Source organism: Mesoterricola sp. JemC181, assembly GCF_055384585.1.
In genome coordinates, this window is sequence record NZ_AP045076.1 from 1,384,761 (window position 1) to 1,411,320 (window position 26,560).

The 26,560-nt window shown below is 68.5% G+C and carries 21 protein-coding genes; 9 read left to right on the forward strand and 12 right to left on the reverse strand.

Annotation, left to right across the window (positions count from 1 at the left end; translation table 11 throughout):
• Positions 1 to 112 precede the first annotated feature (112 nt).
• From ACZ5MC_RS06130 to ACZ5MC_RS06155, 6 genes are all read right to left on the reverse strand, one after another.
• The gene (locus ACZ5MC_RS06130; RefSeq protein ID WP_464517304.1) at positions 113 to 667 is read right to left on the reverse strand and encodes a hypothetical protein; all 555 of its coding nucleotides are present in this window, start codon (positions 665 to 667) and stop codon (positions 113 to 115) included.
• A 218-nt stretch (positions 668 to 885) separates the two neighbouring features.
• Positions 886 to 1,254, reverse strand: a complete 369-nt coding sequence (locus ACZ5MC_RS06135) for a cupin domain-containing protein (protein ID WP_306599437.1) — start codon at positions 1,252 to 1,254, stop codon at positions 886 to 888.
• A gap of 30 nt (positions 1,255 to 1,284) precedes the next feature.
• Positions 1,285 to 4,509 carry an alpha-mannosidase gene (locus ACZ5MC_RS06140; protein ID WP_464517305.1) on the reverse strand — a complete coding sequence of 1,075 codons (3,225 nt, stop codon included), beginning with the start codon at positions 4,507 to 4,509 and terminating at the stop codon, positions 1,285 to 1,287.
• A gap of 12 nt (positions 4,510 to 4,521) precedes the next feature.
• The gene (ptsP, locus tag ACZ5MC_RS06145; protein WP_464517306.1) at positions 4,522 to 6,969 is read right to left on the reverse strand and encodes a phosphoenolpyruvate--protein phosphotransferase; all 2,448 of its coding nucleotides are present in this window, start codon (positions 6,967 to 6,969) and stop codon (positions 4,522 to 4,524) included.
• A complete protein-coding gene (locus ACZ5MC_RS06150) occupies positions 6,966 to 7,265 on the reverse strand; it encodes a PTS fructose transporter subunit IIB (protein WP_464517307.1) in 300 nt (99 codons plus the stop codon). The genes ptsP and ACZ5MC_RS06150 overlap by 4 nt, the downstream gene beginning before the upstream one ends.
• Positions 7,262 to 8,290 carry a PTS fructose transporter subunit IIC gene (locus ACZ5MC_RS06155; protein WP_306599441.1) on the reverse strand — a complete coding sequence of 343 codons (1,029 nt, stop codon included), beginning with the start codon at positions 8,288 to 8,290 and terminating at the stop codon, positions 7,262 to 7,264. Before ACZ5MC_RS06155 ends, ACZ5MC_RS06150 begins: the two co-directional genes overlap by 4 nt.
• Positions 8,291 to 8,393: 103 nt before the next feature.
• Here ACZ5MC_RS06155 and ACZ5MC_RS06160 point away from each other — a divergent pair, with 103 nt between their 5' ends.
• Positions 8,394 to 9,221, forward strand: coding sequence for a helix-turn-helix domain-containing protein (locus ACZ5MC_RS06160; protein WP_464517308.1), 828 nt, complete (start codon positions 8,394 to 8,396; stop codon positions 9,219 to 9,221).
• 17 nt (positions 9,222 to 9,238) lie between these two features.
• On the forward strand, positions 9,239 to 9,721 hold the full coding sequence (locus tag ACZ5MC_RS06165) for a hypothetical protein (RefSeq protein ID WP_464517309.1): 483 nt from the start codon (positions 9,239 to 9,241) through the stop codon (positions 9,719 to 9,721).
• Positions 9,722 to 9,727: 6 nt separating this feature from the next.
• Here the strand turns inward: ACZ5MC_RS06165 and ACZ5MC_RS06170 are convergent, their stop codons facing one another.
• The 3 genes from ACZ5MC_RS06170 to ACZ5MC_RS06180 are packed head-to-tail and all read right to left on the reverse strand — an operon-like array spanning position 9,728 to position 13,806.
• Positions 9,728 to 11,209, reverse strand: coding sequence for a type II secretion system protein GspD (locus tag ACZ5MC_RS06170; protein ID WP_464517310.1), 1,482 nt, complete (start codon positions 11,207 to 11,209; stop codon positions 9,728 to 9,730).
• Positions 11,210 to 11,220: 11 nt separating this feature from the next.
• Positions 11,221 to 12,456 carry a hypothetical protein gene (locus tag ACZ5MC_RS06175; protein WP_306599445.1) on the reverse strand — a complete coding sequence of 412 codons (1,236 nt, stop codon included), beginning with the start codon at positions 12,454 to 12,456 and terminating at the stop codon, positions 11,221 to 11,223.
• A 24-nt stretch (positions 12,457 to 12,480) separates the two neighbouring features.
• Positions 12,481 to 13,806, reverse strand: coding sequence for a hypothetical protein (locus ACZ5MC_RS06180; RefSeq protein ID WP_464517311.1), 1,326 nt, complete (start codon positions 13,804 to 13,806; stop codon positions 12,481 to 12,483).
• Between the two features lie 287 nt (positions 13,807 to 14,093).
• On the opposite strand from ACZ5MC_RS06180, the gene ACZ5MC_RS06185 reads away from it, so the two are divergent.
• Positions 14,094 to 15,680: a hypothetical protein gene (locus tag ACZ5MC_RS06185; protein ID WP_464517312.1), complete on the forward strand. Its 1,587-nt coding sequence runs from the start codon at positions 14,094 to 14,096 to the stop codon at positions 15,678 to 15,680.
• Positions 15,681 to 15,683: 3 nt separating this feature from the next.
• Here the strand turns inward: ACZ5MC_RS06185 and uraA are convergent, their stop codons facing one another.
• Both uraA and ACZ5MC_RS06195 read right to left on the reverse strand, forming a co-directional pair.
• Positions 15,684 to 16,985, reverse strand: a complete 1,302-nt coding sequence (gene uraA / locus ACZ5MC_RS06190; RefSeq protein ID WP_306599448.1) for a uracil permease — start codon at positions 16,983 to 16,985, stop codon at positions 15,684 to 15,686.
• A gap of 59 nt (positions 16,986 to 17,044) precedes the next feature.
• Positions 17,045 to 17,749: a 16S rRNA (uracil(1498)-N(3))-methyltransferase gene (locus tag ACZ5MC_RS06195; RefSeq protein WP_306599449.1), complete on the reverse strand. Its 705-nt coding sequence runs from the start codon at positions 17,747 to 17,749 to the stop codon at positions 17,045 to 17,047.
• A gap of 54 nt (positions 17,750 to 17,803) precedes the next feature.
• On the opposite strand from ACZ5MC_RS06195, the gene ACZ5MC_RS06200 reads away from it, so the two are divergent.
• From ACZ5MC_RS06200 to ACZ5MC_RS06210, 3 genes are read left to right on the forward strand one after another with little or no spacing between them, the layout of a single operon-like run.
• Positions 17,804 to 18,856 (forward strand): bifunctional UDP-4-keto-pentose/UDP-xylose synthase, encoded by a 1,053-nt coding sequence (locus ACZ5MC_RS06200; protein WP_306599450.1) that lies wholly within the window; start codon positions 17,804 to 17,806, stop codon positions 18,854 to 18,856.
• Positions 18,853 to 20,526: a glycosyltransferase family 39 protein gene (locus ACZ5MC_RS06205; RefSeq protein WP_464517313.1), complete on the forward strand. Its 1,674-nt coding sequence runs from the start codon at positions 18,853 to 18,855 to the stop codon at positions 20,524 to 20,526. Before ACZ5MC_RS06200 ends, ACZ5MC_RS06205 begins: the two co-directional genes overlap by 4 nt.
• A gap of 9 nt (positions 20,527 to 20,535) precedes the next feature.
• Positions 20,536 to 21,690 (forward strand): cysteine desulfurase family protein, encoded by a 1,155-nt coding sequence (locus ACZ5MC_RS06210; protein ID WP_306599452.1) that lies wholly within the window; start codon positions 20,536 to 20,538, stop codon positions 21,688 to 21,690.
• Between the two features lie 2 nt (positions 21,691 to 21,692).
• Here the strand turns inward: ACZ5MC_RS06210 and ACZ5MC_RS06215 are convergent, their stop codons facing one another.
• Positions 21,693 to 21,995 carry a hypothetical protein gene (locus ACZ5MC_RS06215; protein ID WP_306599453.1) on the reverse strand — a complete coding sequence of 101 codons (303 nt, stop codon included), beginning with the start codon at positions 21,993 to 21,995 and terminating at the stop codon, positions 21,693 to 21,695.
• Positions 21,996 to 22,205: 210 nt separating this feature from the next.
• Between ACZ5MC_RS06215 and ACZ5MC_RS06220 the strand changes: the two genes are divergently transcribed.
• From ACZ5MC_RS06220 to ACZ5MC_RS06230, 3 genes are all read left to right on the forward strand, one after another.
• Positions 22,206 to 22,598, forward strand: coding sequence for a BlaI/MecI/CopY family transcriptional regulator (locus ACZ5MC_RS06220; RefSeq protein WP_306599454.1), 393 nt, complete (start codon positions 22,206 to 22,208; stop codon positions 22,596 to 22,598).
• A complete protein-coding gene (locus ACZ5MC_RS06225) occupies positions 22,585 to 24,318 on the forward strand; it encodes a M56 family metallopeptidase (protein WP_464517314.1) in 1,734 nt (577 codons plus the stop codon). The genes ACZ5MC_RS06220 and ACZ5MC_RS06225 overlap by 14 nt, the downstream gene beginning before the upstream one ends.
• Positions 24,319 to 24,659: 341 nt before the next feature.
• Positions 24,660 to 25,505, forward strand: coding sequence for a hypothetical protein (locus ACZ5MC_RS06230; RefSeq protein WP_464517315.1), 846 nt, complete (start codon positions 24,660 to 24,662; stop codon positions 25,503 to 25,505).
• Positions 25,506 to 26,560: the final 1,055 nt, after the last annotated feature.

Consider the following 26,560-nt stretch of genomic DNA (forward strand, 5'->3'; position numbering starts at 1 on the left):
TCGTTGCGGCGATCAGGAATATTTAATTTATTTCCAACGCGAATCGAGCCTGCGACTCAATCCGCACTTCAAGTTTGGGGGACTTCATTGATCTTGTCAATAGATCTATAAATTAGTTCGTTGGTAATTCAACAGGTTCAAATGAAGGTAAAAAGGAAGACGACTGTCCGAACGCTTTTATTCCTTTGAGAGATGCGTGATGAATAATGATGTTCCCACTTCCAAGCGTGATGGCATCCATGACGTATTGTTTGATGGCTCCATCATCCGATCGGTCCATGGGGGGACCCACGTGGTGGTCCACAAGCTGGATCGAGATGTTCGGCGCCGACAGGAACTCGACGCTTGCCACATATTCCGCATAGAAGCCGAACGCGTCCTTGAGCAGGAAATCCCGGAAGAGGTAGCCCCCGCTGCGGTTGAAGATCACCAGGAACCGCCCCTGGGGAGGCAGGGTGACGCTCTCCCCGACCTTCGCCAGTTCGGCCTGGACCTTTCCCGTGAACTTGTCCAGGAGGGTCAGGGACCCCCTGCCGGGCTTCGCCCCCTCCGCGAGGGCGAGGGTCCAGGGCTGGCCCGACCGGTTCACGAGCTCCGTGCGATCCTGCCCCCAAAGCCCGGTTGCCAGGCCGATAACGAGCGGAAAACCGCGGATCGAAGGCGGCATGCGTGGACCCGTGCGCGCGGATGACCTGGAATGCTTGTCCCGCAATGGCATGAGAAGCCGAAGGTGTGAGGGCGAGGCGTTCATGCTGTTTCGGCACGGCTCCGGATGGGTGGGCGAGGTCGCCAGGGCTCCATGACCGGCCGTGGGGCAGGGATCCAGCACGGCGTCGCCCTGGAGCGCCCCGCTGCCTGGCATACCCCACAATATGTATTATTAATTTATTTGCACAAGGGGGATTTGGCGTCCTGCCGGGTGAGGAGGCCGAACAGCACGAGCCGCTCCCCGGAGTCGTTCACCAGCCCGTGGGAGTGCCCCGCCTTCAGGATGAAGAGATCGCCCGGGCCCACGGGGAACCGTTCCCCGTCCAGGATCCCCGTGCCGCGGCCCTCCATGATCAGGTAGAGTTCGTCCGTGTTGGGATGGGGATGTTCGCCGATGCTGGAGCCGGGCTCCAGCACGGTGCGCCCCGCGGCCAGGACGCCGTCCATGGCGCCCTGGCCGAAGTAGTCGCCGCTCAGCGCGGGTCCCGTCCCGCCCCGGATGGCCAGCTTGGGTTCCATGGGCAGGTCGGAACATCTGCGGATCATGCGTTCTCCAGATCCACAAGTATACGGCCGTCAGGGTCTGGAGAACCTCGCCTGGAAGGCCGCGTCCCGCAGGAGTTCCGGGAGGAAGGGACGGAGGGAGGCGCCGCCGGCGTTGTCCACCGTGGCGGCGGTGGCGGCGAAGACCTTCACGTTGCGGTCCCGGGGCAGGGTCAGGGTGGCCACGCCTTCCGGGATCTCCACGGGAACGGAGAACATGTAGCTGTACTCGTACACCCGGTCCTCGCCCTTGGCGTGGAGGTGCGAGGCCCACCATGCCGGCCTGCCGGGAGCCAGGAACGCGGGATCCAGGCGCACCAGGGCGTTGTCCACGCTGTAGGTCTTGTCGGAGACCTCGCCGTCGAAGACCCGGTTGTCCCAGGACCCCACGTAGCCGGTCCAGGCGGGCACGGGCACCGTCACGCCGGAGGGGCCCGCGGTGAACACGGCGGTGGTGTTGCCCGCGGAGGCGGCCAGCAGCAGGTGCACCCGGCGCGTGCCCGCGGGCAGGGCCAGGGTCTGGCCGTCGCAGGCGACGGCATTGGGGCTGCGGGGGGCGCGGGGGCCCATCCGGAAGGTGACGCCCGCGGCCTGGACCGAATCCTCGATCATCTCGGCGGGGTAGCCCGTGAAGGCCCCGTCCATGGCGCCGTCCTCGCGGTGGCCGTCGGTGGTGAAGGCCTGCAGGTTGAAGGGCAGGTCCAGGGGCGTGGAGGCCGGTGCCGCCAGGGCCGCCGGCGCGTCCAGGCGCAGCCCGAGGGTGCGCAGCTGGTAGGGCTTGAAGGCCAGCTGGAGGGAGCCGTCCTTCACGGCCACGGAGCCCAGGGGGCGCTCCAGGCCGTCCAGTTCGCGGGCCGCAAGGACGGGGCCGGCGGCCTTCAGGGCCACGGACGCGGCGGCGCCGTCCAGTTCCTGGAGCCGCACCACGATGCCCTCGCCGTCCTCGGCGCGCTTCACGGCCTGGATGGCCACCTGGGCCCCCGAGACCTGCAGGAGGCTGAAGGCCCGGCCCAGGGGCCCCGCGTGCGGGGTGGCCTGGAAGGCCTCCAGGGGCCGGTCCTGGCGCTGGGCCAGCCAGGGGCTGCCGGCCTTGCGCCAGTCGCCCTTGTGCCCGGCGATGCCGTAGGTGAAGGCGTGCCGGCCCCAGTCCTGCCAGCGCTGCTCCCGGTAGTCCTTGTCCACGCCGGGCGTGTAGAGGAGGGTCAGGCGCAGGGTGTGGTCATCGGGCTTGTCGGAGCCGTACTTGGCGCCCGTGAGGACGGTGACGCCGTAGTCGCCCTTGGCGTCGGTGAGGTCCATCCAGCCGTGGGTGGGCACCTCGTACTTCTTCGGGTCGTTGTTGCCCCGCTGGATGGTGCCCAGGTCCCAGTTGTAGGTGGCCTGGGGGTTGGACACGGCCAGGGGCAGGTCGGCCTTGAGGGAGCTCTGGGAGGACTTCCAGTCCACGAGGTTGGCCACTTCCACGCGGTCGCCGCCCTGGGTGAGGCTGAAGGTCTGCTGGAAGCGCGAGTCCTCCGACTCCCGCTCCACCTGCAGCGAGACGCGCACGGGGCCGTTCTCCAGGACCGTGATGCGCGCGGGGCCCGAAACGAAGGCCCGGGCGGGTTTCTGGCGGTCGGTCCAGTCCATGTTCCAGGCCGGCCACCGGGAGGGCTTCTCGTGCTGGAAGGCCAGGCGCCCCGGCCCCGACAGGAGCTCGCGGCGGTTCACCTTGTCGTAGATGCCGCCGAGATCGCCGGAGTCCAGGACCGTGACGCGGTAGCGGGCGTTCTCCAGCACCCGGGCCGTGACGGAGAGTTCCCTGCCTTCGGCGGCCGGACCGGCCTGGAGGCCGAAGACCGCGAAGCCCACGGAAGGCACCTTGGCCCGGAAGATCACGTGGCGCTTTCCGTCGGCGCCCACCGTGAGCTGGGTGGGCAGCTTGCGGCCGGCCCCGTCGGTGGCGACGAGGTTCCCGGCCCCGGCCAGGGCCGCGGGGACCAGGGCGTCCACCACGTCCTCCCGGGCGATGCCCAGGGGATTGAAGACCACCAGGGGCACGCCCGCCACCCGCGTGTCCAGTCCGCGCGTGACGGCGGCGACTCCGTCCTCCAGGCTCCCCTGGAAGGCCTTGGCCGCCAGGAGCTCGTCGTTCCAGGCGTATTCGTAGCTCTTGGGCAGGCAGGTGCCGGGCAGGATGTCGTGGAACTCGTTGCGGAGCATCAGGCCCCAGGCCTTCTCCAGCGTGGCGGCGGGATAGGGGGCGGCGCCCAGGAGGTGGGCCGCGGTGCTGGCCTTTTCCGCCGCGTCCGCCAGGAGTTCGTTGCGCCGGTTCAGGTGCTTCATGAAGGCCTGCGAGGAGAGCGAACCTGCGGAGTGCTCGATGAGGAGGAGGTCCCCGCGGTAGGACGGGAGCTTCGCCTTCTGGGTGTCCGTGATGGCGTTGAACATGAGGTCCGCCCGGCCCGCGACGATGTTCACGGGGCCCTTGGCCTTGAGCCCGGCCCAGAGGGTGGCCAGGGAATCCGGGAAGGGCGATCCGCCCTCGTCCCCGTTGCCGTTGTAGAGGTAGTCCACCTTCAGGCCCGAGGCGGCGCCGTTGGCGTCCAGGCGCTTCACCCAGGCCTCCCCGTCAAGGGGCGCGGTGAGGTGGGCGTCGTAGGTTCCCGCGTTGAGGGCGGCGACCACGGAGTTCCCGTCGGGACCTTCCCACCGCCCCACGTTGAAGGGGATGCCCGCGGCGGAGTGCCACGTGAGCTTCTGGGTGGAGAAGCCCTTGAGGCCGCAGTGGGCGAGGATGGAGGGCAGGGAGGCGGGGAACCCGAAGCAGTCCGGCAGCATGAAGTCCGAGCTCTCGGTGCCGAATTCCCGCTTGAAGAAGGTGTGGCCCACCAGCAACTGGCGGATGACGGACTCCGAGGCGGGCACGTTCACGTCCGATTCCTCCCAGGCGTTGGAGGAGGGCCACCACTGGCCCTTGGCCACGTAGCCCTTGAGGCGCGCGTACTCGGCCGGGTAGTACTCCTTGATCAGCTGGTAGCGCCCGGCGCCGGACCAGTTGAAGACGTATTCCGGATGCTCCTCCATGATGCGGAAGTTGTCGTAGAGCGTGTTGCGGAGCATCTCCCGGACCACCAGGGGGTAGGCCCACCGCCACTGGGTGTCCAGGTGGGAGTAGTTGGCGACGAAGAGGGTCCGGCCCTTTTCGAGGTCCGGCGCCGCGGCTATCAGCGAAGCCAGGGACGTGGTGAGGGAGGCGGCGAGGAGGGTTCTGCGCATGGGTTTTTCCTGTCAGACGGGGGTGATGACCTGGCTCAAGAGGTGGGAGAGGATGGCCTGGGACGTGGGCGCGCTGCGAAGGGCGTCGCGGAAGGCCTCGTCCATGAGCTTTCGGGCGAGGCGCGCGAAGATGCGGAGGTGCTCCTGGCCGCCGTCGTCGGCCGGGGTGGCCAGGAACAGTAGGCAGTCCACGGGGAGCCCGTCCAGGGAGCCCCACTCGACGGGTTCCGCCAGGCGCAGGACGGCCAGGGACGGGGTCTCCACGGCGAAGGACTTGCAGTGGGGCACCGCGAAGCCGAAGCCGACGCCCGTGGCATAGGTGAGCTCGCGCTCCCAGGCCGCCTCCTCCAGGGCCAGCGGGTCCCGGGCCCGGCCCAGGGCCGCCATGCGCTCCGCCAGGAGCTTGATGGCCTCCTCCTTGGTGGCGCAGGATGCGCGGGCCTCGATGAGGTCCAGGGTGACCAGCTCGGCGGCCTGCGGGTTCCCGGCGCGCTCGCGCAAGAGGGTCTCCACTCCGTCCGCGTCGTCCGAGTCGAGGGCGCGCACGGCCAGGGCCCGGCACTGCCCGGAATCCAGGTGCGCCAGGGTCCTCCGCGCCTCCGGCAGGAGGGCCGGGGCCATGCTCAGCGTGCGGAAGCCGAGTCCGACCAGGAGGGGCAGAAGCCAGGGTCGGCCCGCCATCTCGCCGCAGAGGCTGACGGGGCGCCCGGAGGCCTCCGCCACGATGCGATCCAGCACCCGGAGCGTCGCCGGGTGCCAGTCGTGGGAGGCCTTGGCGACCCGCGCGTCCCCGCGGTCCGCCGCGAAGAGGTACTGCACCAGGTCGTTGGTCCCGACGCAAAGGAAGTCGGCCTCCCGGGCCAGGGAGGCCAGGTTCAGGGCCGCGGCGGGCACTTCCACCATGATGCCCAGGGGCAGGGGCGCCCGCATCACCTCGGCCATCAGCGCGCGCACCGCGCGGATCTCCACGGCCTCGGCGACCATGGGGATCATGAGGCGCAGGTCCCCGTGGGCCGCCGCCCGCGAAGCCGCGCGCAGCTGCGTCCGCACCAGCTCCGGGTGGACGGCGTACCAGCGCACGCCGCGGCGCCCCAGGTAGGGGTTGACCTCCGGGGGCAGGGGCAGGTAGGGCAGGGGCTTGTCGCCGCCCACGTCCAGGAGCCGAAGCACCACGGGCCTGCCCTCGGCGGCCTCCAGGACCTGGCGGTAGGCCTGGTACTGCTCCTCCTCGCCGGGGGCGGACTCCCGGTCCAGGAAGAGCATCTCGGAGCGGAAGAGCCCGATGCCCTCGGCGCCGCACGCGAAGGCCGGGCCGGCCTCCGGGGCGCCCAGGATGTTGGCCTGGAGTTCGATGCGCACGCCGTCGGAGGTGAGGCCGGACTGGGGGGCCGGCCGGCGGGACCGTTCGCGGGCCTCGATGGCGTAGTAGGCGTCCAGGGCCGGGGGGGGATCCGGGATCAGGAGGCCCCGGTCCCCGTCGACCGTGATCCGCTGTCCAGCGGGGAAGGCGGGTCCTTCGGCGCCGGCCACGCAGGGGATGCCGAAATTGCGGGCCAGGATCGCCGTGTGCGAGGTGGCGGCGCCCTCGGCGAGCACCAGGCCGCGGACGAGGCTGCGGTCCAGCGCCAGGAGCCGGGAGGGGGTCAGGTCGTGGGCCACGACCACGCAGGGGCCGGGCAGGTCCAGGACGTCCGGCGCGGCGCCGGTGAGTTCGGCCAGGAGCCGTTCGCCCAGGTCCTGGACGTCCAGGGCCCGCTCCTGCAGGTAGGCGCTGCTGGAGGCCAGGAGCCGGGCCCGGGCCCACCGCACGCCCCAGTCCACGGCCGCGGGGGCCCCGTGGGCGAGGCCCTCCTCCATGACGCCGATCCACTCCTCGTCCTGGAGCATGGCGGCCTGGGCCTCCAGCACCGCGGTGCGGGCGGGATCGCCGGGCTGGGCCGCGGCGGCCCGCAGGGCCCCGAGCACCTTGGCCAGGGCGGCGTGCAGGGCCAGGGAGGCCCCCACGGGGTCCAGGCAGGGCCCCTGGGCGATCTCGGCCTTGGGGGCGTGGGCCAGCACGGCCGGGCCCGAACCCACGCCGGGGGCCACCGGGACGCCCTCCCGGAAGGCGCAGCCGGCCCGGGCGAGGATGCGGTGGATGGCGATGCCGGCCCGGGCTCCGGGCTGGGCGGCCTCGCCCGGCGTGTCGCAGGCCAGGAAGGCGCCGTGGATGAATTCGGCCAGGTCCGCCAGCGCCTTCTCTCCCTCGGGGCCCTCGGCCAGGATGCGGCAGGGGTCCTGGTGGCGGGTGTCGGTGGCCAGCAGGCCCAGGAGGTTGCCCAGGGGCGCGCGGGCCCCGGTGCGGTCGTTGATGAACATGCAGTGGGCCTCGAAGGCCAGGGCCCGGTCCCGCAGCACGGCCGCGGGCCGCGCGTGGAGCCCTCCGGGGAGGGGGAAGGGGAACGCGGCTTCCCGGGTCATTGGAGGCGGCTGAAGATCTCGGCGGGGTTCCGGATGGCCTGCTGCACCGGCACTTCCAGGATCCGCGGGACGCCTGCGAAACGCTCCCGGCCGGTCACGGGGATGTCCGCGGCCAGGATGAGGACGTCGGCGCCCTCGATGTCACTTTCCGTGAGGCGGTTCTCCACGCCCATGGCGCCCTGGGTCTCCACCTTGACCTGGTGCCCCAGCGCGGTTCCGGCGCGCTCCAGGCACTCGGCGGCCATGTAGGTGTGGGCGATGCCCGTGGGGCAGGCCGTGATGGCGATGATCTTCACATGGCCTCCTTGGGCTTTCCGGCCCGGACGAGATTCATGGCGACGGCAACGGCGAGGGTGCCCGCCAGGATGGACGCGAGGTACCACAGGCGGTGGTCCACCACCGGCATGACGATGAGGCCGCCGTGGGGGGCGTGGTCGCCCACCCCGCCCAGCATGGCCAGGACCGCGCCCAGGGCGGAGCCGCCCATGATGACGGGGATGACCCGCAGGGGGTCGGCGGCCGCGAAGGGGATGGCGCCCTCGGTGATGCCGATGGTGCCCATGGCCAGGGCGGCCAGTCCCGACTCCCGCTCCTGGGCGCTCCAGCGGGAGGGGGCCAGCAGCGTGGCCAGGCCCAGGCCCAGCGGCGGGATGCAGATGGCCGCGGCGCAGGCGCCCATGACGGCCACGTTGCCCTCCTTGATCATGGCCACCCCGAAGAAGAAGGCGGTCTTGTTCACGGGGCCGCCCATGTCGAAGGCGATCATGGCGCCCAGCACCAGGCCCAGGAGGACCTGGTTGCCGCTGCCCAGGCTCCGCAGCGCGTGGCCCATGAAGACCATGAGATCCCGGATGGGCGCGCCCAGGAGGCCGTACATCAGCAGGCCCACCGCCACCGAGGAGAGCACCGGGATCACGAGGATGGGCATGATGGGTCGCAGCAGGCGGTTCACGGGAATCCGCTTCAGGAGCATCACGGCGCCCCCGGCCAGGAGCCCCGCGATGATGCCGCCCAGGAACCCGGCGCCCACGGTGTTGGCCACGAAGCCCCCCACGAAGCCCGGGACGAGGCCGGGCCGGTCCGCCATTCCGAAGGCGATGTAGCCCGCCAGCACCGGCACCACCAGGGTGAAGGCCGCCGAGCCGATGTCCAGGAGCAGCTTGAGGAGGGGGGCGTGGCTGAAGTCGGGCCCCAGACCGGGCCGCATGGGCGCGAAGGCGATGGAGAAGGCGATGAGGATGCCCCCGCAGGCCACGAAGGGGATGACGTGGGAGACCCCGCACAGCAGGTACTGCTTGAGGTGCTTCAGGACTTCGCGCATGACCGCTCCAGGGGGGACATGGAGAGCATAGGGGGTCCCCGGACACTCCGGATAGCCGCACTTCTGGCAGACTGTTAGCACTTTCTGACACTGGACCGGACCCATGCCCGAACTCACCACCTTCGCGCCCACCGCCCTCGAGGAAGCCTGGGGCCTCTACGCCACGGCCGTGGGTTCCATGGAGGGGGTCATGGGAGCGCCCTCCGGAGGCTGGCGGCTGCTCTACCTCGTGCGCGGGGAGGCGCTGCTGGGACGGCACCGCCTTCGGGTGGAGGCGGGGGAGGTGGTGCTCATGGACGGGCGGGAGGCCTGCGACCTGGTCCCCGATCCCGTGCGGGGCTGCACCTTCCACCACGTGGATTTCGGCGGCGCATGGATGGAGCGGTGGGCGGGACTTGACCTTTTCGGAACCCCTCCCCGGGTGGTGCGGGCCGGGTTCGACGAGGGCCTCCTGGGGGCCATCGTCAAGCTGAGGGAGCTGGCCCGCAACCCGCCCCCCGGGGCGGGGCTCCTCATGGCGGGAGTCCTGGGGGACCTCCTGGCGAGGCTGGAGATCGCCGGGCGCCAGGGGGGGGCCGAGGGCCGCCGGGGGCGCCTGGTGCGCGACGCCCGGCGCATCCTGGCCGACCCCGCCGGGGACCGCCTCAACCTGGAGGCCGCCGCCGCCGAGCTGGGGGTGAGCTACTCGTGGTTCCGGCGCAGCTTCCGCGCCCAGACGGGCCTGGCTCCCCAGCGCTACCGCCTCCTCCTGCGCCTGGACCGGGCCTGCCGGATGCTGGCGGATTCCAGCCTCACCGTGGGCGCCGTGGCCGAGGCGCTGGGCTTCAGTTCACAGGCGTACTTCGCTCGCATGTTCCGCCGGGAGACGGGGCTCTCCCCGACGGTCTGGCGCTCGAAACGCGTGAACCTGGGAGGGGATTCCGGCATCTGAATGGCAAGGAGTTCCCCATGGGTTCGAAGGTGTTGAGGATCGCAGCGGTGGCTGCCCTCGCCGCGGCTGCGGCGTTCGGCGCGGAGCGGACGCTGGTGCTCGTGCAGGGCAAGGCCGTTCGGAATTCCGCCCGGGTCAAGGCCTGGTCCTTGAGCGAGAACGGACTCTTCTCCCTGCCCAGGGAAGGGGAGTTCTTCCGGGTGCCTCAGGGCCGGACCCTCGTGATCACCGAGGTCGCCTTCACCCTGCGCGGGAAGGTGAACAGGTCCGCCCGGGCCCTGCGGCTGGGCATCATCCTGAAGCAGGGCAGCACCAGCTACGACCTGGCCGGGATCACCACCCGCCTGGAGTCCCGCCTCACCGCCAACATCGTGGGCAAGCGCTTCTCGCCGGGCCTCCTGGTGCCCGCGGGCGCCGAGGTGCAGGGGGAGCTGACGGAGCTCGAAGCCGGGGGAACCCCGGTGGTGATGGACGTGAACCTGTACGGCTACTACCAGTAGCCGGATCTACGCCCCGGGGGCCTCGGTGACGGTGAGGTTCACATCGGTCCTGGGCGGCGCGTCCTCCACCAGTTCGGGCGTGAGGATGATCATCAGTTCCGATTTGGAGGACTCCTTCAGGGTGCTTGCGAACAGGTGCCCCAGAAGGGGGATCCGGGAAAGGAAGGGCACCCCGTTGCGGCCTGAATCCGTGTTCTCGCGGGTCAGTCCTCCCAGCACGAGGACTTCGCCGCTGACGGCCTTCACCGTGGTCTGCGCCTCCGAGGTGATGACGTTGGGGACCTGGGCGCCGTTGACGGTGGTGAAACCGGCGACGGCGGTGACCTGCGGGTAGAGGCTCAGGACCATGTCGTTGTCCAGGCCCACCTGCACGCCCACCTGGAGGTACACGCCGACCTTGGCCTCCTGGACCCCATAGATGGCGGTACCGTTGCTGCCTTCCCTGCCCTTGAACTCCGGGTAGGCGTACTTCCTGCCGTCGAGGAGGAAGCTGCGCTCGCCGTCCAGGATCGTGAGGGTGGGGTTGGAGATGGTCCTGGCGATGCCCTTCTGCTCCAGGGCGTTGAGCGTTGCGTTGACCACCAGCGGCGAGTGGGCGAATTTCCCCATCCGGAGCCCGTCCACCAGCGTTGCGGTGCTGGTGGAAGGCGCCGCGCCGGCGGCGTCGACGTTGACCCGCTCCGTGGCCTTGAGGTCGACGGAGTTCATCCAGTCCACCCCGAGGTTGAGGGAGGCGCTTTCCGAGAGGGTGATGACCTTCACGCTGAGGCGCACCATCTTCCTGGGCCGGTCGAGCTTCTGGGCCAGGGTCAGGGCCCGGCGCACCAGGTCCGCGGGGCCGGTGATGACCACGTCGTGGGTGCGGTAGTCCTTGTCCGTGGCGCCCAGGGCCTTGACCTGCCCCGCCTGGGATTCGCCGCTGGAGCCCTCCTTGAGCTCCGGCGACAGGAACACGGGGCCGGCGACGGCCTTGATCCCGGGCAGGAGGCCGGCGAGGGTTCCGGCCATGTCGCTGGCCTTCACCCGCCGGCAGCGGTAGGTGGCGTCCAGCTCGGCCTCCCCGGCCTGGGGATACCTCAGGCGCAGGTCCATGGACATGCCCACGGCAAAGCCGTCGTCCACTTTGCGGAAATCCAGGCCCCCCGCGGCCAGGATCTGGGCCAGGGCCTTCTCGAAGGGCAGATCCCTGAAGCTCACGTTCACCAGCTGCCCGGGCATCTCCAGGATGACCATGGGCCTTCCGCTCTTGAGCGCGAGGGCCTTGAGCAGGACCGTCACCTCCTGGCGGGTGGCGTCCAGCGAGTACCGCGGGCCCGGGCCGGCGGCAGGGGAAGGCCCGCTGGGGTTCACCACCGCGAAGGGCGGGTTCTGTCCCGGGTCGAAGATGGACCTGGCGAGGGGCGCGGCCTGGGGATCCTGGGACGCAAGGCGTCCGAAGGCGAGCCCGGTCAGCAGGATCGCGCGGGGCAGGGGGGTGCGCAGCGGCATGGCGAAACGCCTCAGGGAGCCCTGAAATCCTTGGCGGGATCGGGGTTCGGAGATTTCGGAACGGTCGTGCAGAAGAAGCCGAGGATCTGGGCGCCGCTGGCGGTGAGGGAGAGCCTGCCGTTCCGCACGACCGCCTTTTCCACCGAGAACGGTCCCAGGGCCTTGATGGGAGCGGGGCTTCCGCCGGACCAGGCGCCCGTCAGGGCGAGGTTTCGCGACAGCAGGATGCCGGTGACCAGAAGGGGCATGATGCCGGGATCCCGGTCGGCGGGGTTGCCGGTGGAGACCATGGTGAACCCGCTGCTCTTCCAGAGGCGCCAGCCGGAGCTCTTGAAGATGCCCGCGTCCAGCCAGGGGCGGGCGAAGTTCACCCGCTTGGTGTCCATGGTCAGCGTGACGGAACCGAGGAAGTCGGGAGGCAGGGCCGGGGCCGCGCCCGCCGTCTTCTCGAGCGGTACGGCCAGGTTCGCGGGGGCCAGGCTCTTTTCCGTCTGGGTCAGGCTGAAGGGATTCCAGCCTTCCGCCTTCAGCCAGGATTCCGCGGGCGGGGAGCAGGTGACGGAGAACCACTCCTCACCATGGCCATGGTTCGACCAGGCGGCCAGTTCGGAGGTGAGGTTGCTGAACAGGGCCTTGACGTTGGCGTTGTAGTGGGTCTCCAGGTCCTTCTGGGCGTCCTCGATGAGCTTGCGGTGGCCCTTTTCCTCCAGGTCCCGGGCGGCCTTGTCCACCGCTCGCTGGAGGTCGGCGGGCACGGCCTTGCCGGTGGCCTTCTGTTCGGTCCGGGCCAGGGTGAGGGCGTCCATGGCGGAGGCCCAGGCGGCCTTGCAGGCCAGGTAGGCCGCAAAGGCCGGGGTGGGCTTGCCGGGGGCCCTCCTGTCGTAGATGAGGCGGCGGGCCTCCAGTGCTTTCTGCTTCCTGGCCTGGTCCACGAAGTTGGTGATTTCAGCCGAAGCCAGGATGGTCCGGTAGGTGGAGGAGAGCGTCCGGCTTCCGGTGGTGTAGTAGCGGGCGGGAAGGGGGATCCTGTCGGCCAGGCTGGCCACGTGGAAGGGATCGGAGAGGAAGTCGTCGGTGACGGCCACGCCGGGGTGGGCCAGGAGGAGGAAGTCCCCCTTCTGGCCCAGGGCCTCGCCCGCGGAAAAGGATTCCGCCAGTTTGGCGTAGACCTTCTCCACGAGGGCGGTGTCAGGGCCGGCCAGCAGGACCGGCGCGGCGGCGAGGAAGGTGGCGGCGAGGCGCTTCATGGGTTGGGTCCGTGGCGCGAGAGGCTACTTGACCCAGGATGCGGGAGAGCGGTCGGGAGCGGTGCCGATGAGGCCCAGGATCTGCACGTCCGGAGCGCTCACGCCGGTGGCCGTGAAGGTGGTGGTGGACTTCCTGCCTGCCTGGGTCTTGTCGTAGCCGCCCGCGAGGGTGAAGGGGCCGAGGCCGATCCTGGCCTTCACGGACATCTTGTTCTGGTATTCGCTCAACTCGGCCGCGCTCAGGGTGGTGTCCAGCCTGAGGTCCTTCACGAGAAGCAGCGCGGTCGTGAGCACGGGCATGGCGCAGGTCCTGTCCCGGTTGGTCACCAGATTGCCGAAGGAGATCTCCTTGAAATTCACCGTCGCCGGGAGCTTCCAGCGGTCGTTCTTCAGGACCAGGTCGTCGAACCAGCTCCGGTAGATGTTCACGCGCTTGACCTTGAAGGTGATCTTGAGGTCCTCGTGGTCCATCAGGGCCGAAGCGCTGTAGTCCGTCTTGGAGAAGGCGCCGTCGAGGCTGAACCAGGAATGGGAGCCCTTGACGCTGGCATTGATGGCCTCCCGGCTCATCTTGTTCTCGTCGACCTTCTTGGCGTAGTCGAAGCTGATTTCGGTCCAGCCGTCGTTCGTCTTCCAGTCCTTGGGCTGGGGGTAGAAAAAGGTGTTGAAGTTGTGATCCACGGTGGCCATCTGCAACCGCTCGTTCAGCGCCTGCCAGTAGGCGTCGCCGCTCTTGGCCCCCAGGCTCCGGAGGATCTGGGTCTGCCTGTCGTACTCGATCTTGCCGCCTTCGTTCTCCCATTTCGTCATGGCGGCGGCCTTCTTCTGCTTGTAGATGAAGGGGGCCTCCTTGCCGTTCTGGGCCGCGGCCTCCTCATTCGCGAGGGCCTCCCAGTAGGCGTCCCGCAAGGCCTCGTACTTGCCGACCTTGGCCTTGTCGTTGACGTAGGCCTTCGCGGCCTTCAGCTGGGCCTCTTCCGCCGCGGTGAGGCTGACCTTTTCGGTGGGCTGGGCGTTCTGGGCGATGGCCCTGAAGATCGTGGAGTACCGCATGTTGCCATTGGCCACGTAGTTGGGGTTGGCCATGGGCACCACGTCCACGATGTCGTTGAGCATCACCTTCTGGTCCCGGCTCATCTCCGAGAAGTCGTCGGGCAGCATGGTCCCGGGGCGCTGCAGGATGAGCATGCTCTTGGAATTGTTGGCGCCGAACAGCAGGTTGTTCATCTGCATGTAGAGCTTGGTCATCCCGTCTTCGGCCTTCCTGGAGGCTGGCTTGGACTGCGCATCGGCCTGGGAGCCTGCGGCGAGCAGGCAGATGACAAGGGGGGTCAGGACCTTTCGGATCACGGAGAACTCCATTGATGGGGGTTTGCGGCCCTGGACCTGGAAGCGAGGGGCCTGGGGTGGGAGGTGCGGTTGCCCGTTGAAGGTTGGCAAGTTGATACTCAAGGTAGGAAAGCGGCGCGGTTTGTCAATGAATTATTGCTAATTTGAAATTGCCAATCGGGTGTTTTTATTACTTAATGCCCGTTGTGATTGAATTAGTATCTTGCCCGGCGTTCCACATCGGATAAATTATAAATTGACTTTCGATCCATGCCGCCCCCCCCGGGGCCCTGATCCGGGTTACGACCATGCATTCCCTCCTCCGCTGGCTGTCTGGCCTTGCCCTCCTTGCCCTGCTGGCCTGCGGCGGGGACCCCGCGACCCTTGCGGTCACGCTCCGGGGTCCCGTGGACCCGATGCCCAGCCCGGGCGCGGCTGTGCGCCTGGAAGCGAAGCTGGACGGCCACGGCGCCGCGTCCGGGGAGCACACCTTCGAATGGCTGAAGGACGGCGAGGTGCTTGCAGGGGCCACGGGTCAGGTCCTCCTGCTGGACCCCGTGGCCCTGGAGGACGCCGGGTCCTACCAGGTGCGCGTGGCCGGGGGGGACGAGGATCTCGTGTCCGAGCCCTACGACCTCCTCCCGGCCGATCACGCCTGGATCGTCACCAGCGCCGCGGACGACGGGCCCGGCACCCTCCGGGAGGTCCTGCAGGCGGCCGAAGGGTTCGACGGCGTCGTCGGCATCCAGTTCGGCCTGCCGCAGGACGAGCCGTGGACCATCCACCTCCAGAGCGGCCTTCCCCCCATCGCGGCCAAGGTCCGCATCCTGGGCCCCGCCCGCCGGACCTTGACGGTGGACGGGGGCGGGGCCCACCGTCCCTTCGCCGTGGACGGGGGCGACGTGGTGCTCGACGGGTTCACGGTGGCCAACGGCCTGGCCAAGGGCGGGGACGCCCCGGGCGGAGGAGGCGGGGCCGCGGGCATGGGGGGAGGCCTGTTCATCAACGACGGCAACGTGCTCCTGCGCCGCATGACCTTCTCCGGCAACCGCGCCGTGGGCGGGAACAGCGGCCCCGGCAGTGACGGCGAGAACGGCGGCGGAGCCGGCTTCGGCGGCGACAGTCCGCCCCTGGGCGGCAAGGGTGCCGACGGCGGGTGGCTCCTGGGCGTCGGGGGCGAAGGCTGCCTGGACGGCGTGGCCACCACGGACAGCGGCGGCGGCCCGGCCGTGGACGGCGATGGCGCCGGAGGCGGCGCGGCCCGGGGCGGCCTGCTGACGGATCCGGTGTCCCTCTGGGCGGACAACCTGCCCGGAGGCCCCGCCACGTTCGGCGGAGGCGGCGGGTTCAGCGTGGGGCCCCTGGGCGGGGGCGGCGACGGCGGCTTCGGCGGGGGCGGCGGCAGCAGCGGAGGCAGCGCCTCGGGGCTGTTCCTGCCCGGGGCCGCGGGCGGCGCCGGGGGCGTCTTCGGCGGCGACGGCGTGCCTGGCGACGGGGTCACCGGGGGCCGGGGCGGCGCGGGCGGCGCCATGGGCGGCGCGGTCTTCCTCCGGTGGGGCGACCTCGACCTCCGCGGCTGCACCTTCAAGGACAACCGCGCCCTGGGCGGCGAAGGGGGGGACGCCGGAATGGGCAAGGGCGGGGCGGTGTTCATCTACGGGTACGACTACGCGGCCCCCAAGTCCTCCTTCTACGAGGAACGGCTGCGGGCCCAGGCCTACGCGGGAAACCTGGCCTCCGACCTGGTGGAGGACCCCTCCTTCGACAACAATGACTTCTATGTGGCCCAGACCCTCCTGGCCTTCAGGAAGCTGGGTTCGGCCATGGACCTGAAGTACCGGGTCTACAAGCTGGACCTGAAGATGGGCCTGAAGGTGCGCGCCACGGCCCCCTGACGGCTATTCGGGCTCGGGGGCCGCCGCCGGGGCGGGGGCGCACATCTCGCCCACCCACACCACCAGCCCGAGCAGGATGGCCACCACGGTGGCCAGGGCCATGCCCTGCAGCGCCACGTGGCCCAGGGTGATCTTCGCGCCGCTGATGCCCACCACGAAGGTGACGGCGGTCAGGATCAGGTTGGCGGGCCTGGTGTAGTCCACCTTCTTCTCGATGATCATGCGGATGCCCGCGGCGGCGATGACGCCGAAGAGCAGGAGGCACACGCCGCCCATGACGGGGCCGGGGATGCTGCGGATGACGGCGCCGATCTTGCCCACGAAGGAGATGACGATGGCGATGCAGGCCGCGCCGCCGATGACCCAGACGCTGAACACGCGGGTGATGGCCATGACGCCGATGTTCTCGCCGTAGGTGGTGTTGGGGGTGGCGCCCGTGAGGCCGGAGAGGACGTTGGAGAGGCCGTCGCCCAGGAGGGAGCGGTGGAGTCCGGGGTCCTTCATGAGGTCGCGGTCGACGATGTTGCCGGTGACCACCAGGTGGCCGATGTGCTCGGCCAGCACCACGAAGCAGGCCGGGAAGATCATCATGATGGCCTGGAGGTTGTAGACGGGCTTGTAGAGGTGGGGCACGGCGAACCACGGGGCGTTGTGGATGGCGGCGAGGTCCACCAGGCCCAGGTAGAGGGAGATGCAGTAGCCGGCCACCACGCCGATGAGGATCGGGATGATGGTGAAGAATCCCCGTGCGAAGAGCGAGACCAGGATGACGATGGCCAGGGTGGACAGGGACACCACGAGGCTCAGGCCGTGGGGCAGGGGCGAGGTGGCGGGACCCTGCACGAGGCCGGCCATCTGCGCGGCGGTGGGGGCCAGCTCGAGGCCGATGATGGCCACCACGGCGCCCATGGCGGCGGGCGGGAACACCACCTCCAGCCAGCGCGTGCCCACCTGCTGCACGATGAAAGATATCAGGATGAAGAAGAGGCCGAAGACGATGAAGCCGCCCTGCGCGGCGGCGTAGCCCCCCAGGGCCGGCACGGCCAGCACGGCCAGCACCGGCGCGATGAAGGCGAAGCTGGAGCCCAGGTAGGCCGGGATCCTCCCGCGGGTCACGATCAGGTAGACCAGGGTGCCCACGCCGTTCATGAGCAGCGAGGTGGCGGGATCCACGTGGAGGAGGAAGGGCACCAGCACCGTCGCGCCGAACATCGCGAAGAGATGCTGGAGGCTGAGGGGGATCGTTTCGAGGAAGGGGAGCTTCTCCTCGACCTGGATGATGCGCGGTCCCGTGCCTGTGGCCATGAGGTCTCCTATGAATGTTGATTAACCTTCATCTTCTCATCGGATCCCTGCCCGGTCCCTCAGAAAAGGCGGCCCGTGAGGGCGGCGACCGCGGTCTCCACCCTGAGGATCCGCTCCCCGAGGTTCACCGGCCTGCACCCGCTCCGGGTGAGCATCTCCACCTCGGCGGGGATGAACCCGCCCTCGGGGCCGATCACCAGGGTCACGGGGCCCCCGGCGTCGCGGGGGCAGGGCCCGGGCACGCCCGGATGCGCCAGGAGCGGGAGGGTGCCCTGGAGAATTCCGGGGAGCTCGCCCTCGGCGAAGGGCCTCAGGAGGCGGCGGAGGTGCAGCTCCGGGAGGATGGTGTCCCGGGCCTGCTCCAGGCCCAGGATCCGCTGCTCGAGAAGGTTCTCCTCCGAAAGGCGCGGGCTCTTCCAGTAGCTTTTTTCCACCTTCCAGGCGTTGACCAGGAAGATGCGGGCCGCCCCCAGGCTCGTGGCGGCCGCCAGGGTGCGGTTGAGCACCTTGGGCCGGGGCAGGGCCAGCACCAGGGTCAGGGGCAGCTTCTGGGGCGGCGGCCGGTCCAGGACCACCTCCAGGTGGAGGCCGTCCTCCAGCGAGGCCACCCGGCCCCGGCCCACGGATCCGCCCAGGAGGCCCACCACCAGCTCGTCTCCCACGGCCGCCCGGTGCACCTCCAGGACGTGCCGCTCCCTGCGCCCATGGAGCCGGACCCGGCCCGGAGCCGTGAAGTCCTCCTCCCGGAGGAGCACGAGGTTCATGACCGTCCCATGGCGACCTGATAGACTGGACTGTTTTTGTGAACGGAGCTCATTGTGAAAATCCTCATCCTTGGCGTGAACGGATTCATCGGGTCGCATCTCGTTGGCCGCATCCTGCGCGACACCACCTGGGAAGTCTATGGCATGGATCTCGGCAACCACAAGGTCGCCGAGTACCTGGACAACCCCCGCTTCCACTTCCGCGAGGGCGACATCAGCATCAGCAAGGAGTGGATCGAGTACCACGTGAAGAACTGCGACGTGGTGCTGCCCCTGGTGGCCATCGCCACCCCCAAGGTCTACGTCACCGACCCCCTGCGGGTGTTCGAGCTGGACTTCGAGGAGAACCTCCGCATCGTCCGCCAGTGCGTCAAGTACAAGAAGCGGGTCGTCTTCCCCAGCACCTCCGAGGTCTACGGCATGTGCCCGGACGCGGAGTTCGACGAGGAGACCTCGGCCCTGGTCACCGGCCCCATCCCCATGCAGCGGTGGATCTACTCCACCTCCAAGCAGCTTCTCGACCGCGTCATCTGGGGCTACGGGTTCCGGGACAACCTCCAGTTCACCCTGTTCCGCCCCTTCAACTGGATGGGACCCAAGCTCGACAGCCTCAACACCGCCAAGGAGGGCTCCAGCCGCCTGGTGACCCAGTTCGCCTGGAACCTGTTCAACGGCGAGCCCCTCAAGCTGGTGGACGGCGGCGCCCAGCGCCGCTGCTTCTGCGACGTCGAGGACGCCATGGACGGCCTCATGAGCGTGCTGCGCAACGAGGGCGGCAAGGCCGACGGCAAGATCTTCAACATCGGCAACCCCGCCAACGACCATAGCGTGCAGGACATCGCCGAGCGCATGCTGGAGATCTGGAAGGACCACCCCTTCCGCCTGGAGCGCAACATCCCCCTGTCGCACATCGTGCAGGAGACCAGCGGCGCCTTCTACGGCAAGGGCTACCAGGACGTCCTGGTGCGCACCCCCAGCATCCGGCGCATGCGCGAGACCTTCGGCTTCGATCCGAAGATCGGCATCAAGGAGGCCCTGCGCAAGGCCATCGACTTCTTCGTGGAAGAGCACAAGGCCATGGAGAAGATCGTGGAGACCGAGGGTTGACGAAAAAGGAACGGGGCACCCTCCTCTGGATCTGGCTCTTCCTCGGCCTGGTCCCGCTCTTCATGCGCCCCCTGTGGGAACCTGACGAGGCCCGCTACGCCGAGATCCCCCGGGAGATGCTCGCGAGCGCGGACTGGCTCACGCCCCGGCTCAACCAGGTCCTCTACTTCGAGAAGCCGCCCCTCCAGTACTGGCTTTCCGCCCTTTCCATGAAGGCCTTCGGCCTGCACGCCTTCGCGGCGCGCCTGCCCCTGGCCCTGGCCACGCTCATCACCCTGTGGTGCGCGTGGAAGCTGGCCACGCGCCTGGGGGCGCGCCAGGCCACCTGGGCGGCCTTCATGGCCGCCACGGCCGTGCTGGCCTACGTCTGCGCCCAGGTGCTCACCCTGGACGCGCTCTTCTCCGCCTTCCAGGTGCTGGCCCTGGTGGCCGGCATCGAGGCGGTGGCCGCGCGTTTCGAGGAGCGCCCCGCCACCGGCTGGAGCCTCCTGGCCTTCGGGTCCATGGCCCTGGCCATGCTCACCAAGGGGCTGGCGGCGCCGGTGCTGGTGGGGGGGATCCTCATCTGCTCGCTGCCCTTCGCCTGGTCCGCGCCCCGCATGCGCTCGGCCCTGCTGAGGACCCTCCTGGACCCCCTGGGCTGGCTCCTCTTCGCCGCCGTCGCGGCGCCGTGGTTCCTCCTGGTGGAGCGGGCCAATCCGGGCCACGCGAATTTCTTCTTCATCCACGAGCACTTCGCCAGGTACACCAGCCACGTCCACGACCGCGCCGGTTCCAAGAACCCCGTCCTCGACAAGTTCTACTTCACGGCCTTCCTGGCGGTGGGCGTCCTGCCCTGGCTCGGCGCCTGCGTGACGGGCCTGCGCCGGGGCGTGGCCTTCCTGCGCCGGACGTCGGGCCCCGTCTCCGAAGGCGCGCCCCTCATCCGGTGGACCGTGGCCACCGTCATCCTGGGCGCCGCCGTCCCGCTGCTCTTCTATAGCCTCTCGGGCTCCAAGCTGCCCCCCTACATCCATCCCGCCATCGTCCCGCTCCTGGCCCTGGCCTGCGCGCTGGAGAAGGAGGGGGAGGAATGGACCGCCCTGGCCCGCGCCGGAAGGGAGCTCCTGGTGCTCGGCGTGCTGTTCCTGGCGGCGCCCTTCATCGTCAAGGACCTCACGGGACCCGCCTGGATCCTGGCCCTCGGCGTGGCCTTCCTGGCCATGGGCTGCTGGGGCCTGCGGCCCAGGGCGCTCACCGGACCCAGGTTCATGGCGGGCCTGGGCGCGGCCCTGCTGCTGCTCACCTTCGCCGCCAGCCGGGTGGCCCCGCCCACCAAGGACGCCAGCTCCCTGATCCGCAAGGCCCCGGCGGGGGCCCAGTGGATCAGCTGCGGCGACTACTACCAGGTGCTGCCCTTCCTCACCGGGGAGCGGGTGGTGGTGGTGGCGGGCACCGGCGAGCTCGCCTACGGCCGCGACCACCTGGATCCCGGCACCCGCGCGCGCTGGTTCCAGGAGGATCTGGACCAGCTCCTCCCCATGGCGCAGCGCCTGCGCGCCGAGGATCCCTCCCGCCCCGTGGCCGCCCTCATCGACCGCTGGGCCTGGCGCGACCTGCCCGAGGACCAGAAGGCGGCCTTCCAGGTCACCGTCCGCACCGACAAGAACCTCCTGGCGGTTCTGAGGTAGCATAGGCGGATGCCGGAAGCCCCAGTCTACCTTGACAACAACGCCACCACCCGCCTCGCCCCCGAGGCCCTGGAGGCCATGCTGCCCTTCCTGGGGGACCAGTTCGGCAACGCCGGGAGCGCGCACGGGCTGGGAAGGCTCTCCGAAGGCGCCGTGGTCGTGGCCCGGGAACGCGTGGCCGCGCTCCTGGGCTGCGCTCCTGCCGAACTGGTCTTCAACAGCGGCGGCACCGAGGGCATCAACCACGCCTTCCGGGGGGTCTTCGAGGCCCTGCCCGCCAGGCGCCACTTCATCACCACCGCCGTGGAGCACAGCGCCGTCCTGGCCTGCGCCGACTGGCTGCGCAAGCAGGGCGCCGAGGTGACCGTCCTGGGCGTGGACGCCCAGGGCCGCCTGGACCTGGCGGAGCTGGAGGCCGCCCTCACCCCCGCCACCGCCCTGGTGTCGGTCATGGCCGCCAACAACGAGACCGGCGTCCTCTTCCCCCTGGAGGACATCGCCCGCATCGTGAAGGCCCGGGGCGTCCTCCTCCACGTGGACGGCACCCAGGCCCTGGGCAAGGTGCCCGTGGACCTCGCCCGGATCCCTGTGGACCTCTTCAATTTCAGCGGCCACAAGTTCCACGGCCCCAAGGGCGCCGGCGGCCTCTTCCTGAGGCGCGGCCTGCGCCTGCGCCCCTTCATGATCGGCGGCGGCCAGGAGCGCGGCAGGCGCGGCGGCACCGAGAACGTGCCGGGAATCGTGGGCCTTGGCGTGGCCGCGGACCTCGCCCGCACCCACCTGGCCGGGGACTCCCGGGTGCGGACCCTGCGGGACCGCCTGGAGGCCTTCATCCTGGACCGCATCCCGGGCTCGGCCGTGAACGGCGCCCAGGCGCCCCGGGTGCCCAACACCTCGATGATCAGCTTCGGGGAGGTGGAGGGCGAGGCCGTGCTCCTGCGCCTGGACGAGGCCGGGGTCTGCGTGTCCACCGGCAGCGCCTGCACCACCGGACAGAAGGAGCCCAGCCACGTGCTGCGGGCCATGGGAGCCCCGGACGCGATGGGCGCCGTGCGGTTCTCCCTGAGCCGGTACACCACGGAGGACGAGGTGGCCCGGGTGGAGGCCGTCCTGCCGGGGATCCTGTCGGAACTCAGGAGCCAGGGGCCCCTCGGAAGGCGCTGAACCTACGCGTGGGCGTGGATCCGGTCGAAGGCCAGCGGCACCTCGCCCGAGGCCACGTGCGGAGCCGTTATCCTCAGGTTCGGGAGGTTCTTCTTGAGCCAGTCCGCCGCGATCTTCGTCGATTCCTCACACCCCTTGCGGTTCTCGCAGATGGTGATGGTCGTGACGCCGTCCGAACCGTTGACAAGAAAGTAGGCGAGGAAGCCCGGCACCGCGCTGATGATCTTCTCCACCTCCTTGCCGTGCTTCGTGAGCTCGGCGGCGAGTTCCTTCTGGCCCTGGTAGTGACGCATGACCGTGTACATGGGACCTCCTGCTGAACGGCGCCCCGGGGGCGCCTTGGCTGTGGGTCCTGGCCGGGGAGGGGGTTCGCCCTGGCCCCCGGTGCGGACGTCAAAGTATGGTGCGGCGTGAAATCGAGTCAATATCTCAAGACCCCCCGGGGCGCGGTGCGCGGAAAAGGGGCTTGACTACATTTGTAATCAGATTACGTTTGTAATCATGCGGGAGACCCCATGAAACCGAACGTACCGAAAATCTCCGATTCCGAATGGGTGGTGATGAAGGAACTCTGGCGTTCCCACCCCCAGACCGCGGGCCAGGTGGTCGAAAGCCTGACCGGGAAGACGTCCTGGGGACCGGCCACCATCAAGACCCTCATCAACCGCCTCGTCACCAAGAAGGCCCTGGCCTTCGTCAAGCAGGGGAGGGAATACCTCTACAGCCCCATCGCCTCGGAGGCGGATTGCGTGCGGGCCGAGAGCTCCTCCTTCCTGCGCCGGGTCTTCGACGGCGCGCTAACCCCCATGCTGGCGGCCTTCCTGGAGCGGGAGGACCTGGGTCCGGAGGAGATCGCCCGGCTGAAGGAGCTCCTGGACAGGAAGGGAGGTTCCCATGACGGCCGCTGATCTCCTTGCGGTCGCCGGCGCGAGGACCTTGTCCCAATCCCTGCAGGCCATTCCCGTCATCCTCCTGATCCTGGGCGTGCGGGCCCTGGTGCGCAACCGCTGGTCGGCGCGGTGGCAGGCCTCCCTCTGGGTGCTGCTGCTGGTGTCGTTGGTGGTGACGTGGCGGCCTTCCGTGAGCCGGAGTTTCGCGGTGCCCTCTCCTCCCGCCCTGGCGCTGACCGGGGAGAAGGCCCTCCGCGCCGTGGAAAGGGAGGCCGCCGCGCCGGGGGCACCTGCGCCCGGCCTTCCCTTGCCGTCGCCGCAGACCGTTTGGCTGGCGGGAATGCTGATCCTGGCCCTGCGCCTGGCCCAGGTGAACCTCCGGCTATGGGTGGCCGTGCGCCGCGGCCGGGTCCTCACCTCGCAGCGGGTGCTGGAACAGCTGGAGGACTGCAAGCGGGCCATGGGGGTGCGAACGCTTCTGGGCATCGTGGTCACGGACCGGGTGCCGGGACCGGCGCTCTTCGGCTTCATCCGCCCTCGCCTCCTGATGCCGCCTGCACTGGTGGAGAACCTCTCCGGCGAGGAGCTCCGCCACGTGTTCTTGCACGAACTGGCCCACCTCCGGCGCATGGACATCCATTTCGGGTGGCTTTGCGCCGCCCTGCAGCTCCTGCACTGGTTCAATCCGCTGGTGTGGATCGCCTTCCACCAGATGCGGGGGGACCGGGAACTGGCCTGCGACGAGGAGGTGCTGGCGAGGCTCACCTCTCCCGAGGGCCCCGGCTACGGCCGCACCCTCATCAAGCTCCTGGAACCCGTCCCGCCCACGCTTCTGCCCGGCCTCGCCGGCGTTTCCGAGAACGCCACCCACTTCAAAAGGAGGATCCGAATGATCGCAGCCGCACCCCGCCGCCACTGGACCCTGGCCCCCTCTCTGGCCTTTGCCGCCGTGGCGCTTTGCGCCCTGGGCGTGCGGATGCATGCGGAGGAGGTCGCCGGCAGGCCCATCGTCGATCGCGTCGACTATCCCTTCGTGACGGATCCCCAGGTGCTGGGAGGCTGGCGTTCCGTGGACTTCGTGGCGGAGCCCCAGGATTTCGACCCCGCAGGCCGCCAGTGGAAGTCCGATCTCTTCCTCAAGGAGCTCTTCGTGCGCCCCGGCGGGACCACCAACTGGGCCTGGTCGTGGACGAAGGGCCTGTTCCTCCATCCGGGGGAACACACCGCGTCCGCCTACGAGGTGCGCACCCTGGCCGGCAAGGACTACCTTTTCTTCCAGTGGAAGAGCGGCGATTACGTCTACCTGCACCGCAGGCCCAAATGGTACGTCCTGGTGCGGGACGAGCGCCTGGTGATTCCCGAGACGCGCGTGGAGGACAGGATCGACTATCCCTTCGTGGACGACCCGGACGTGCGGGGAACGTGGGTCGCCGTCGATTTCGTGAGGACGCCCGAGGCCTTCGATCCCGGCAGGAACGGGTCGATGGGGGACCTCTTCCTGAACCGGATCGAATTCCTGGACGGGGGGAGGACCCGGTTCGGATTCCGGGAGAACCGGATCAGCGAGAAGTCCACCTGGACCCGGGGCCTCGTGCTGAGCGCCGCCGACAAGACCGCCTCCGCCTACCAGATCCGGCGCATGGGCGGAGCGACCTATCTCTTCTTCGAATGGAAGAGCGGCGACTACACGCTCCGCGCCCAGCGGCCCCAGTTCTACGTGCTGCAGAAGGCAAATTAGAGGTCGTGGGTTGTATGGCTGCCCGCCCAGCTGTCGAACCGGGCTGTGATGGGCGCCCATCAGTTCAGGCGTGGCTGAACGCCCAACGCCCTGAAGTTCACTGGAGGTCCTCGGCAGGCGTCGGTATACAAAAAGCTAAGGCATTATTGCAATACTAAATTTTAATGTATAAAAATTGATTTTCGCAGAAACTAGTTCGAATAGCAGGCCACATGTTGGATGCGGCGTAAAAGAATACGTCACAAACGAACGGAGCGGCCATGCGCATATTTTATTCACACACGTTGTGGACCAATAGGGTGACGGGAATCCGACTTCTAGGGCCATTTCTGATGGCCTTGTTGTGTCAGAACGTCGAGGCGAAGGCATTCCTCCTGGAAGGTGAGAGGCTCACCGCAGGTGAATACCTGACTTCGGAAAACGGAAAATTCAGGATGGGATTGAATTCCGATGGGGAACTTGAAATTGTCGATACAAATCCAGATCCGAACAACATCAATCTCGTTGAGGGCTGGGACGGGAAGACATACTGGGCCGCGAGGTTCACGCCGCATGGCTTTCCGGACCGTCGTCCATTGATCCATTTCTTCCCACCCGCCGAGCCTTACCAGAATCGGCCAGATTTCTGGCAGACACCGCTTTCATGCTGCCATGGCGATTTCATGTATATGTATAAGCGACTGGGCGATAAATCAAGCTATAAAGTTGCGGGAGGATCCTATCTTTCACTCAAAGAAGGTGACGACTTTCACCACCTTGCGCTATACAGCAACGACAAGGCTTGGCGGACTGAAAAGAATATCGAACTTTGGACGCCTTCTGTCGGCTATCCACTGAATGAAATAATGCTATGCCTTGAAAACTGTGGGCGGGCAGTCGTCTTCTCTGCTGACAAATTGATTTGGTGTAGCTGCCCATATTGTGAAGATTGGGATGGCGGGAACAATCAAATCTTTAAGCCGGATTTCTATAATTTCCATGGAACAAAATTCGCTGCGTCCGGTATAGACCCGCTGGGTATTCCGACCCACGCCAAGGTGGATCGGGAACGCGCCGGGGGCACGGTCACGGTGGTCGGCTCTGCCCACTCAGAGCTGTCGGATTGCGGAGAGGAAAAGGCAGGTGCCTCACGAAGTGCCGTGGAGTCCTGGAAGACGTTGTTCTTGCGGGGCAAGGCCGGGCGATAGGCCCCCGTCCTTTTTGGCTCTTTCACTCAATTCCACGCGGAGATCAAGGTGAACGCACCTGTGCTCACCCGAGCAATGGCAGGGCTGTGCATGCCCTTAGGCCTGCCGGTGGCGGCCGAAGGCTACCCACGGGTCCATCCCGAGGCGCATGGTCGGTTTGTTGTGGCGCCAGATACGGGGGCCCTCTCCTGGACGTTGCCCGTGGGTGTCGTGCCTGGGGCCATCGAGATTCCAGTTGTGCTGCGGTATCAGGCCTCCCCGGGCAGAATCCCTGCATCCGGGCCTACGGTTCTGGGGCCTCCTTTTCCGATGATTGTCGACCCCGGAATCCGAGCTTGCCTGCACTTCGGGTTCGGGTCGGCCACGGGTCCCGGCCAATGCCCTGGTCTCCAGGTACTGGAGGATGGAACATCGCTTGGACCGGACGATTGGTCCGGTTGGGTCGGAAACGGCCGGTTGCCTGGAGCCTTCGGCTTGAGTGCTCCTCCTGAGGGATATGCGACGGACCGAACGCGGACCTACGGACGCTTCACCACCACGGTGGCCGGCATCGGCAAGTGGGCTGCAAAGGTATCGGCGTTGCCTCGCTCGACCGAGTTCCAGGTGCTCATGGACAGGAACCTTGCACGGATATGCACCTACCAGGAGGCCTTGAAGGCCTGCGTTCCAGTGCTTTGGGTGGACCGGTTCGGGAACTGGGTGGCCTTCAAGTGGTGGTCCACCGGGGCACCAGGCTCAGGTACCTTGATGCTTCATGCCACGAATGCGGAAGGGAAGGGCGTCCAGGTGGCCTGGGGTCCTTCCGACGCCACTGATGGAGCGGTGGAACTCCTGAGGGCCGATTTCATCGGAATCCCATTCCCCTCCCTACTCGTCCGGGGCCACCCCGGGCAGGCCGTGCACCCTCCATCCGGGGCCTCGCCGGCCACAGGCTTTCCCGCCGGGCGGCCCACCGAGATCCTGATGGGACCCCCCGGGAGTCTGCCGTTACCGGCTTTCGTGCCGGGTCTGCCAAAGGCCCAGACCGCGCCACTCGTGCCGGGCAGGGAGTGGGT

Excerpts from the sequence above, each read along its gene's own strand:
- ptsP (WP_464517306.1), bottom strand. The coding sequence starts at position 6,969 with ATGACCCGGGAAGCCGCGTTCCCCTTCCCCCTCCCCGGAGGGCTCCAC.
- ACZ5MC_RS06195 (WP_306599449.1), bottom strand. The coding sequence starts at position 17,749 with ATGAACCTCGTGCTCCTCCGGGAGGAGGACTTCACGGCTCCGGGCCGG.
- ACZ5MC_RS06155 (WP_306599441.1), bottom strand. The coding sequence starts at position 8,290 with ATGCGCGAAGTCCTGAAGCACCTCAAGCAGTACCTGCTGTGCGGGGTC.
- ACZ5MC_RS06215 (WP_306599453.1), bottom strand. The coding sequence starts at position 21,995 with ATGTACACGGTCATGCGTCACTACCAGGGCCAGAAGGAACTCGCCGCC.
- ACZ5MC_RS06160 (WP_464517308.1), top strand. The coding sequence starts at position 8,394 with ATGCCCGAACTCACCACCTTCGCGCCCACCGCCCTCGAGGAAGCCTGG.
- uraA (WP_306599448.1), bottom strand. The coding sequence starts at position 16,985 with ATGGCCACAGGCACGGGACCGCGCATCATCCAGGTCGAGGAGAAGCTC.
- ACZ5MC_RS06175 (WP_306599445.1), bottom strand. The coding sequence starts at position 12,456 with ATGAAGCGCCTCGCCGCCACCTTCCTCGCCGCCGCGCCGGTCCTGCTG.
- ACZ5MC_RS06225 (WP_464517314.1), top strand. The coding sequence starts at position 22,585 with ATGACGGCCGCTGATCTCCTTGCGGTCGCCGGCGCGAGGACCTTGTCC.
- ACZ5MC_RS06140 (WP_464517305.1), bottom strand. The coding sequence starts at position 4,509 with ATGCGCAGAACCCTCCTCGCCGCCTCCCTCACCACGTCCCTGGCTTCG.
- ACZ5MC_RS06210 (WP_306599452.1), top strand. The coding sequence starts at position 20,536 with ATGCCGGAAGCCCCAGTCTACCTTGACAACAACGCCACCACCCGCCTC.
- ACZ5MC_RS06130 (WP_464517304.1), bottom strand. The coding sequence starts at position 667 with ATGCCGCCTTCGATCCGCGGTTTTCCGCTCGTTATCGGCCTGGCAACC.
- ACZ5MC_RS06135 (WP_306599437.1), bottom strand. The coding sequence starts at position 1,254 with ATGATCCGCAGATGTTCCGACCTGCCCATGGAACCCAAGCTGGCCATC.
- ACZ5MC_RS06165 (WP_464517309.1), top strand. The coding sequence starts at position 9,239 with ATGGGTTCGAAGGTGTTGAGGATCGCAGCGGTGGCTGCCCTCGCCGCG.
- ACZ5MC_RS06185 (WP_464517312.1), top strand. The coding sequence starts at position 14,094 with ATGCATTCCCTCCTCCGCTGGCTGTCTGGCCTTGCCCTCCTTGCCCTG.
- ACZ5MC_RS06170 (WP_464517310.1), bottom strand. The coding sequence starts at position 11,209 with ATGCCGCTGCGCACCCCCCTGCCCCGCGCGATCCTGCTGACCGGGCTC.
- ACZ5MC_RS06220 (WP_306599454.1), top strand. The coding sequence starts at position 22,206 with ATGAAACCGAACGTACCGAAAATCTCCGATTCCGAATGGGTGGTGATG.